The 8,635-nt window shown below is 66.1% G+C and carries 7 protein-coding genes; all 7 read right to left on the bottom strand.

Annotated elements, in window-relative coordinates:
• Window positions 1–56: 56 nt before the first annotated feature.
• Window positions 57–914 (bottom strand): class II fructose-bisphosphate aldolase, encoded by an 858-nt coding sequence (locus tag FM101_RS14375; protein ID WP_087000876.1) that lies wholly within the window; start codon window positions 912–914, stop codon window positions 57–59.
• Between the two features lie 48 nt (window positions 915–962).
• Window positions 963–1,925, bottom strand: coding sequence for a 1-phosphofructokinase family hexose kinase (locus FM101_RS14370; RefSeq protein ID WP_087000874.1), 963 nt, complete (start codon window positions 1,923–1,925; stop codon window positions 963–965).
• The gene (locus FM101_RS14365; RefSeq protein ID WP_087000872.1) at window positions 1,922–2,863 is read right to left on the bottom strand and encodes an ROK family protein; all 942 of its coding nucleotides are present in this window, start codon (window positions 2,861–2,863) and stop codon (window positions 1,922–1,924) included. Before FM101_RS14365 ends, FM101_RS14370 begins: the two co-directional genes overlap by 4 nt.
• A 28-nt stretch (window positions 2,864–2,891) precedes the next feature.
• Window positions 2,892–3,800, bottom strand: a complete 909-nt coding sequence (locus FM101_RS14360) for an SIS domain-containing protein (protein ID WP_087000870.1) — start codon at window positions 3,798–3,800, stop codon at window positions 2,892–2,894.
• A 125-nt stretch (window positions 3,801–3,925) separates the two neighbouring features.
• On the bottom strand, window positions 3,926–4,591 hold the full coding sequence (locus tag FM101_RS14355; protein ID WP_087000868.1) for a pentapeptide repeat-containing protein: 666 nt from the start codon (window positions 4,589–4,591) through the stop codon (window positions 3,926–3,928).
• Window positions 4,592–4,614: 23 nt separating this feature from the next.
• Window positions 4,615–6,636 carry an ABC transporter ATP-binding protein gene (locus tag FM101_RS14350; protein WP_087000866.1) on the bottom strand — a complete coding sequence of 674 codons (2,022 nt, stop codon included), beginning with the start codon at window positions 6,634–6,636 and terminating at the stop codon, window positions 4,615–4,617.
• Window positions 6,637–8,370: an ABC transporter ATP-binding protein gene (locus tag FM101_RS14345; RefSeq protein ID WP_087000864.1), complete on the bottom strand. Its 1,734-nt coding sequence runs from the start codon at window positions 8,368–8,370 to the stop codon at window positions 6,637–6,639.
• Window positions 8,371–8,635: the final 265 nt, after the last annotated feature.

The following is an 8,635-nucleotide window of genomic DNA, read 5'->3' as shown; positions in this document are numbered from 1 at the left end:
GCTATCGGGAACCAGCCACCCATCAATCGTTTAACTAACGTCCCTGATCAGTACAGCTAGTGCGAGCTGCTTGGCCCCTGCTGCAGGGCAAACAGCCCGAGCATGCGGCCGGCTTCGGCCGCCATCCGGCTGCGGCCGGCTCCGACGTATTTACGGGAGTCCACGACCGCCTCGTCCGCGCGCAAATAGTCGCGGATGCCTGCGGTGAAGAAACCGTTGAGATGGGTGGAGACGTTGATTTTGCGCATCCCCGCTCGAATGGCCGCCACGATGTTCTCATCGGAGACCCCCGAGGACCCATGTAAAACCAGGGGCACCTCAACGACTGCCGCAAGCCGGGAGATCAACTCCACGTCCAACTCGGCTGACCTGCTGGTCATCGCATGGGAGGAGCCGACGGCGACCGCCAGGGCGTCGACCCCCGTGGCGGCGACGAAGGCAGCCGCCTCGGCGGGGTCGGTGCGCACCCCCGGGGCGTGGGCGCCACCTTTGCCACCGACCTTGCCCAATTCGGCCTCGATGTAGACCCCCCGGTCATGCGCGTAACGGGCCACCCGGGCCGTGGCGGCAACATTCTCGTCGTAGTCCAGATGGGCGCCGTCGTACATGACCGAGCCGAAGCCCAGATCCACGGCTTCCAGGGCCAGATCCTCGCTTTCCGCGTGGTCCAGATGCACCGAAACCGGAACGGAAGCCCGACGGGCGATAGCCAGGCAGGCCAGGCCGATCGGCTCCAGCGCACCGTGGTAGGCGACGCAGTTCTCGGAGATCTGCAAGATCACCGGCAGCCCCGCCTGCTCGGCCCCGGCCACGAGCGCCTCTGCGGTTTCCAGGTGAATGACATTGAAGGCGCCCTGCCCTCGTGAAGCATCGGCTGCAGTGGTCATCAGTTCGCGGGTAGTGCTCAAGGCCATGGCGGATCCGGCTTTCAGTTGGGGGTTTGGGCTGGGTCTTTGCGGTTTCTAGTGCCGGGTGACGAGCAGACGGTGGGCCAGCTGCGGGTGGCTGGGGTGCAGTTCTCCTGCCGCTGGCATCAGCACGGCCGAGGCGGACCATGCCGCGGCACGGCAGACCAGCGCCGCGGCGTCGAGGCCTTCGGCCAGGCCCGAGGCCAGGGCTGCCACGCAGGCATCGCCGGCCCCCGTGGGGTTACCCTCAAGGGGTTCCGGCAGTCGGGCCGACACCTGCGACCCCGGGGTCGCACCGTCGAAGAGACTCAGGCCCTCCTCTCCGGAGCTGACGACGACGCGGCGCGCACCCAGCTCCAACAGGACGGCGGCACCGCGGGCAATATCGGATGTCCCGGTGGCCTCGAGAAGTTCATGATGATTGGGTTTGAGTACGTCGGCTCCGGCCCGCGCGGCGGCCAACAGGCCGGCCCCCGAGGTGTCAATAACGCACGGAACCCCTGCTGACTGGGCGGCACCGACCAGCCACGGGTAGAAGCCCGGACCATGCCCTGCCCCTTCGTCGACCGCCGCGCCCTCCGGCCCGGCGGCCCCACCGGGCAGCGAACCGGATCCCACGACGACGTCGGCATCGTGGAGCGCCTCCTGGACGGCACGTTGCAGGGCATTCCATTCGGCGGCCTCCAGCCCCCCACCATGTTCGTTGAAGATCGTCGTCTCCCCCGTGCTGCGGTCCACCAACGCAAAGCTGCGCCGGGTGGATGGCCCCACGGGGACCAGCGTGTTCTCGATCCCCGAGGCGGCCAGTTCGGCGGCGAAGGTCTCCCCCGCCCCGCCTCCACAGGTCGCGATGGCATCGACGGGCCGGCCTTCAGCGTGCAGGACCCGAGCGACGTTCAGCCCCTTGCCTCCGGCCCTGACGCTCGGGGCCGGCACCCGGTTGGTTCCGCCCACCGCAAGATGGTCGACGTCGTAGGTTTCATCCAGTGCTGGATTGGGGGTGATGGTCAGGATCACGGGGTCTCCTCAGTTCCGGCGGTCCGGGCGGCCTCGGCACGCAGGTAGGCCCCGCGTAGTCCGGCGTCCTGACCGAGTTCGGCGGCGAGAATCCGTGGTTTGCGGTGGAAAGACAACCGGGCCTCCACTGCGGCGCGGAGCGGGGCCAGGAGATCTTCCCCCGCCTGGGCGAGCCCGCCGCCGATAATGACTGCTTCGGGGCCCACGGAGGCACACAGCTGGGCGATGGAGAAGGAAAGGGCTTCGATGGCCTCATTCCAGCAGCGCTGGGCCTCCGCATCTCCCGCATGGAGGCGTTCGAGCACCTCGCGCGCACCGTTGACCTGCGTTCCCGTGGCCCGCGCATAGTTCCGGGCGATGGCCGCTGCGGAGCCCACCGTTTCGAGGCAGCCGTGGGCACCGCAGGGACAGTCGCCCCCGCCAGGCACGGCAGCGTGTCCGATCTCCCCGGCGAATCCCCCGGCTTCGAGCCGACGACCATCAACAAAGAGTGCCCCGGCAATGCCGGTGCCGATGACGAGGACCGCCGTGTTGCGCGCCTGTTCCCCCAGCAACCGGCCAGCCCCCAGGGCGAGTTCGGCTTCTCCTGCGGTACCGACGTCGTGGCCGAAACCGGTGGGGATTCCGAAACGTTCGGTGCACAGCCTGCGGAAGGGCACATTACGCCAGCCCAGGTTCGAGGAGAAAACCCCGGTTCCTGCGTGCTCATCAACGGTTCCGCACACCACGACACCGGCAGCGACCGGTGTCAGCGACGGGTGTTCGGCTTGTAGCCGCCCGCGCAACACGTCGAGTTCGGCCAGGACGGCGCCGGCCCCCGGGTCCCCGGCCTGCGGCGTCGGGGACCGCAGCACCGTGTGGAGGGTGCCATCGACTGCGGCCAGCGCGGCCTTGATGTCCGTGCCGCCGATATCGAAGAGCAGGTATGCCGGTTCCATGGTGGGGTGTGCCAGGCCGGGGCGGGGCCTAGGCCTGCTCCTCGAGGATCACCGAACGCGACAGGTTGCGCGGGGCGTCCGGGTCCAGGCCGCGGTGGCGGGCCCGGTCCAGGGTCACGCGGTGCAGGCGAGCCAGTTCGGCCAGTGGGTGGCGTCCCGACTCGAGGTAGAGGGCACCGGTGCGTTCGACGTCGGCGGCCAGCCCTTCGGGGGCCGGCCCGAAGGACCAGGTCACGCGGCCCGGGGCGGCGATGGCGATGGGGCCGTGGCGGTAGTCCATGGCCGGGTAGGCCTCGGTCCAGCCCTGGACGGCTTCGCGCATCTTCAGGGCCGCCTCGTGGGCGAGCCCGACGGTCCAGCCCTGGCCGAGGAAGGTGAACTGTTCGGCCTCGAGCAGATCGGTCCCGGTTTCCTGGTCGACGGCGGTGCGCGCCTCTTCGATGGCCTCGCTCAGGTCCAGGCCCACGCTGGAGAGCAGGTAGGCCAGCGCCGTGGTGGCAAAGCGGGTCTGCACGACGGATTGTTCGTCGGCGTAGGGCAGTTCCACGACGCGGTCCACGAGTTCGACGATCGGGGAAGAGGTATCCCCGATGAGTGCGACGGTGGCGATGCCTGGCTCGAGGCCCTTGAGCAGCGTCAGGACCTCGGAGGTGGTGCCCGAACGGGTGATGGCCACGACTGCGTCGTAGCCGCGGCCGGCGATGCGGGCCTCTGAGGCGGCGAAGGCGTCGGTCACGCCATGTCCTGCGGCCTCACGGGCCGCGGCGTAGGACTCCGCCATGAACCAGGAGGTGCCACAGCCAACGACGGCCACGCGGGCCCCGTGGGCGGGCAGCAGGTCCTCGGAACCCGCCTGGGCGACGGCGCGCTGCCAGACGTCGGGCTGGCTGCGCAGCTCTTCGTCCATGTGGTGGCCAAGTGATGCGTTCGTGGTCATCGATACTCTCCTGGGGTGGCTCCGCATGGCGGGCTTCGGTATTGGTCTCCCCCTATGATCGCTTATGAGCGTTCACTATGTCTAGTAATCAAAGTTGCTCATTGCGTTTGTGTCGGTCCCCCGGTTCACAGCACTCGTAGCCCCGCCTCGGAGGCGAGCAGCGGGGCCAGGTCCTGCAGCTGCAGTTCCCCGATGGTCGCTCCCCGCAAACCACCCACCCCGGACAGGCCAGCGAGCGCGGCCCCCCGCAGGTCCACGTCCTTGAGCTTGGCCCCGTGCAGGGACAGCATGCCGATCCGGCAGTCCTGGAACGCCACGCGTTCGGCCTGGACCGCTCCGAGATCGAGCTCGTCGATGATCATCGAGCGGAAGATGACGTCCTTGAGCTTCGCTCCGCGCAGGTTCACCAGATCGACCTTGCCGCCGTCCAGGAGCACCGCACGCAGGCTCGCCCCATGGAGCTCTGCGGAGCCGATGCGGGTACGGGCCAGCCGGGTGTTCCACCACCCACTGTCCGGGGCGCGCAGGGCGGCGGCACTCAGATCGGTGAAATCGCAGTTCCCGAAACTGGCCCGGTTCAGTTCTGCCCCCATCAACGAGACCCGCCGGAAGGTGCAGTCGGTGAAGACGGTGTCTTCAAGGTCCTGGCCATCGGCGTCATCGGAATCGAAGAGCAGCCCCTCGCTGCGTCCGTCCAGATCCAGCCCCGTGAGGTCACCCGACGGGCGGTTCTCCACCGCGTTGAAGGAGGGAAGCCTGGGCGGTCGGGGTTCAGCGGGTGTCTGGTTCATGGGCCGAGACTACCGGGGCCGGCTCAGAGGTCCGAAACCGGCGCGGAGCCGGCCCCGTCCCCGACGTCGGACACGGTGTCGGGGTCTTCGGCGGGCCCGGCGAACTGGGACATGTACAACCGGTAGTACGCTCCCCGGGCCGCCAACAGCACTTCGTGGTTGCCTTGTTCGACGATCCTGCCCGATTCCATCACCAGGATGGTGTCGGCGTCACGGATGGTCGAAAGCCGGTGGGCGATCACGAAGCTCGTCCGATCGGTGCGCAACGCTGCCATGGCGTGCTGGACCAGCACTTCGGTACGGGTATCGACCGAGGACGTTGCCTCGTCGAGGATGAGTAGCGAGGGGTTGGCCAAGAAGGCCCGGGCGATGGTGATCAACTGTTTTTCGCCGGCCGAGACGTTGGTGCCCTCGTCGTCGATGATGGTGTCGTAGCCTTCGGGCAATGCCTTCACGAAACGGTCGACGTAGGTGGCGGTGGCCGCTTGGTGGACTTCCTCGTCGGTGGCGTCGAGCCGGCCGTACCGAATGTTTTCGATGATCGAGCCGTTGAACAACCAGGCGTCCTGGAGCACCATGCCGACCTTGGAGCGCAGTTCGGCCCGGGACAGTGCCGTGACGTCGACCCCGTCCAGGGTGATGGCCCCGCCGTCGAGCTCATAGAAACGCATCACCAGGTTCACCAGTGTCGTCTTCCCGGCCCCCGTCGGCCCGACGATCGCCACCGTATGGCCCGGATGCGCCTCGAAGGATAAATCGTCGATCAACGGTGTGGCCGGGTCATAGGAGAAGGTGACGCCGTTGAACTGGACGTGGCCTTCGGTGCGGGCCGCCAGATGGGCGGTGGGCGTTTCCGCCTCCTGTTCCTCGGCGTCCAGCAGTTCGAAGGTCCGCTCGGCGGAGGCGACACCCGACTGGACCTGGTTCGCCATTCCGGCGATCTGGCCCAGCGGCTGCGTGAATTCCCGCGAGTACTGGATGAATGCGGTGGCATCACCCAGGCTCATCTGGCCTGAGGCCACCCGCAGGCCGCCGACGACGGCGATGCCCACATAGGCCAGGTAGGAGATGAATTGCATGACCGGGAAGATGGTTCCCGAGACGAATTGGGCGCCGAAGGAAGCCCTGAACAGTTCCTCGTTGCGTTCGTCGAAGCGGGCCACCGATTCCTCTTCGCGGCCGAAGACCTTCATGAGGTCGTGGCCGGAGAAGGACTCCTCGATCTGTCCGTTCAGTGAACCCGTGGATTTCCACTGGGCGGCAAACAGGCCCTGGGCCTTGGTGCCGATGAGGGCGGCAGCCACCCCGGAAAGCGGCAGGGCGATCAAGGCGATCAGTGCCAGCTGCCAGGAGACGATGAACATCATGATCACGATGCCGATGACGGTCAGCAGCGCCTGGAGCAATTGTGAGAACGCCTGCTGAAGGGCTGTCTGGATGTTGTCCACATCGTTGGTGACCCGCGAGAGCAGGTCCCCGCGTTGACGGGTGTCGAAGTAGTTCAGTGGCAGCTCATTGAGCTTGTCTTCCACGTCCTTGCGCAGCCGGTACACCACGCGCATGACCAGCTTATTCAGCAAGTAGCCCTGACCCCAGATGAAAACGTTGGCCACGAAATACATGACCAGGACGAAGGAGATGATGACCCCGAGCTGGTGGAAGTCGATGCCGGTCCCGGGGACCAGGTCCATCCGCTCGAGCATATCGGCCAGATTGCTTTTGCCCTGCGCCCGCAGTCCGGAGACGGCCTCCGCCTTGGAGGTGCCCGGGGCCATTTGTGAACCGATGACTCCCGAGAAAATGACGTCCATGGCCTTGCCCAGGATCTTGGGGGCGATGACGGTGAGCACCACGCCGACGGCCACGAAGAAGAGGACGACGGCGATCCCCGCCTTTTCGGGTGCCATGAGCCCCATGAGGCGTTTGGTTGCCGGCCAGAACGCCTTGGCCTTGCGCACCGGCATCTGGTCACCGAATCCGTCATCCACGGAGACCGCGAAATCCTCGAGATCCTCGACCTGGGCGGCCGGTTTCTTCTCGGCCATCTAGGCCACCTCCTCCGCGCTGATCTGGGATTCGACGATTTCCTGGTAGGTCGCCGAGCTCTCCAACAGCTGCTCATGGGTGCCGCGATCGACGATTTCGCCGTCGTCGAGCACCAGGATCTGGTCGGCCCCGACGATGGTGGACACCCGCTGGGCCACGATAATCACCGTGGCCTCACGCGTAGTGTCCTTCAACGCCGCCCGCAGCCGGGAGTCGGTGGTGACATCGAGGGCGGAGAACGAATCGTCGAAAAGGTAGACCCTGGGTCCGGCGGCCAGGGCGCGGGCGATGCACAGGCGCTGGCGTTGTCCGCCGGAGACGTTCGTGCCGCCCTGGGCGATCCCCGATTCCAGTCCGTCCTCCTTCTCGGAAACGAAGTCCTCGGCCTGGGCGATCCGCAGGGCTTCCCACAGTTGGGCATCCGTCGCCTCCCGGTTGCCGTAACGCAGGTTGGAGGCCACGGTTCCGGAGAACAAATAAGGGCGTTGGGGCACGGCAGCGATCCGCTCGGAGAGTTGTTCGCGGGTCAGTGCCGCAACGGGAACCCCGTCGATGAGCACCTGCCCGGCATCGGCGTCGTACAGGCGCGGGATGAGGTTGAGCAGGGTGGATTTACCGGAACCAGTGGATCCGATGATCGCGGTCATGCGCCCGGGTTCGGCGGTGAAGTCCAGGTTCTTGAGCACCGGTTCCTCGGCGCCCGGGTAGCCGAAAGAGACGTTGCGGAATTCGACGGTGCCGTGCAGCGGGGCATCCGCCGTGGTGGTTTCCGGGTCCCTGAGCGAGGGTTTGACCTGCAGGACCTCGTCGATCCGTTCGGCGCAGACGGCCGCGCGCGGGATCATCATGGCCATGAACGTTCCCATCATCACGGCCATGAGGATCTGCAGCAGGTACTGCAAGAAGGCGGTCAACGAGCCGACCTCCATGTTCCCGTCGGCCACCCGGTGGCCTCCGAACCACAGCACCGCAGCGGTGGCCAGATGCAGGATCATCCCGATCAGCGGGAACATCAGCACGAACAGCTGTCCGACCCGCAGCCCCACATCGGTCAGGCGTTCGTTGGCCGTATGGAAACGCTCGGTTTCATAGGGTTCCCGGACGAAGGCGCGCACCACACGAATGCCGATGATCTGTTCGCGCAGGACACCGTTGATGGAGTCGATGCGTTCCTGCATCAAGCGGAACAGCGGCATCAGCAGCCGAATCAGGAAACCGACAATCACCACCAGCAGCGGCACGGAGACCCACACCAGCCAGGACAGTCCGGCATCCTCACGCAGCGCCATGATGATCCCACCCACGCACATGATCGGGGCGGAGACCATGAAGTTCAGACCCATCAGCACCAGCATCTGCACCTGCTGGACGTCATTGGTGCCCCGGGTGATCAGGGTCGGGGCACCGAACTCGTTGACCTCGCGGGCCGAGAAGCCGGCGACCGAGTGGAAGACACCACGGCGAATGTCCCGGCCCACGGCCATCGAGGTCTTCGCCCCGAAGTAGACGGCGGCGACCGCGGTGAGGACCTGGATGAAGGCCACCGCCAGCATCACCCCGCCGGTGCGCCAGATGAAATCCGTATCGCCCTGGGTCACGCCTTCATCAATAATGCGCGCGTTCAGGCTCGGCAGGAACAAGGTGGCCATGGTCGTGCCCAGCTGGAAGACCAGCACCGCGATGATCCACGGCAGATAAGGCTTGGAGTACTTGAGGATCAGGCGCAGGAGCATGCAGGGCGACTTTCTGGAAAACCACACCGGGGGCTGGTTCGCGTCGGCAGGTGATGGCCCGGACGGCTGTGACCGTTCGGGGCACTGGCAACTTTACTCGGTGATTCGGACCTTTCAATCCCGCAGCAGGATGATTTTGCCCTCGACCCTGTCCAACGATCGCAACATCCGTATAATGGGAATGGAATACCATTCTGCGAGAAACCTAGGTGTATTGACCACGGACGTTGGTAACGCTCCGGGGTAGTTGAAATAGGGAAGACCT

The sequence above is a fragment of the Arthrobacter rhombi genome (assembly GCF_900163545.1).
GTDB lineage: Bacteria > Actinomycetota > Actinomycetes > Actinomycetales > Micrococcaceae > Arthrobacter_H > Arthrobacter_H rhombi_A.
Note: the sequence above shows the minus strand (reverse complement) of the source record. Positions and strands in the feature narration are given on the sequence as shown.

Coding starts and splice junctions, on each gene's coding strand:
- FM101_RS14375 (WP_087000876.1), bottom strand. CDS start 914: ATGGCCTTGAGCACTACCCGCGAACTGATGACCACTGCAGCCGATGCT.
- FM101_RS14365 (WP_087000872.1), bottom strand. CDS start 2,863: ATGGAACCGGCATACCTGCTCTTCGATATCGGCGGCACGGACATCAAG.
- FM101_RS14360 (WP_087000870.1), bottom strand. CDS start 3,800: ATGACCACGAACGCATCACTTGGCCACCACATGGACGAAGAGCTGCGC.
- FM101_RS14355 (WP_087000868.1), bottom strand. CDS start 4,591: ATGAACCAGACACCCGCTGAACCCCGACCGCCCAGGCTTCCCTCCTTC.
- FM101_RS14350 (WP_087000866.1), bottom strand. CDS start 6,636: ATGGCCGAGAAGAAACCGGCCGCCCAGGTCGAGGATCTCGAGGATTTC.
- FM101_RS14345 (WP_087000864.1), bottom strand. CDS start 8,370: ATGCTCCTGCGCCTGATCCTCAAGTACTCCAAGCCTTATCTGCCGTGG.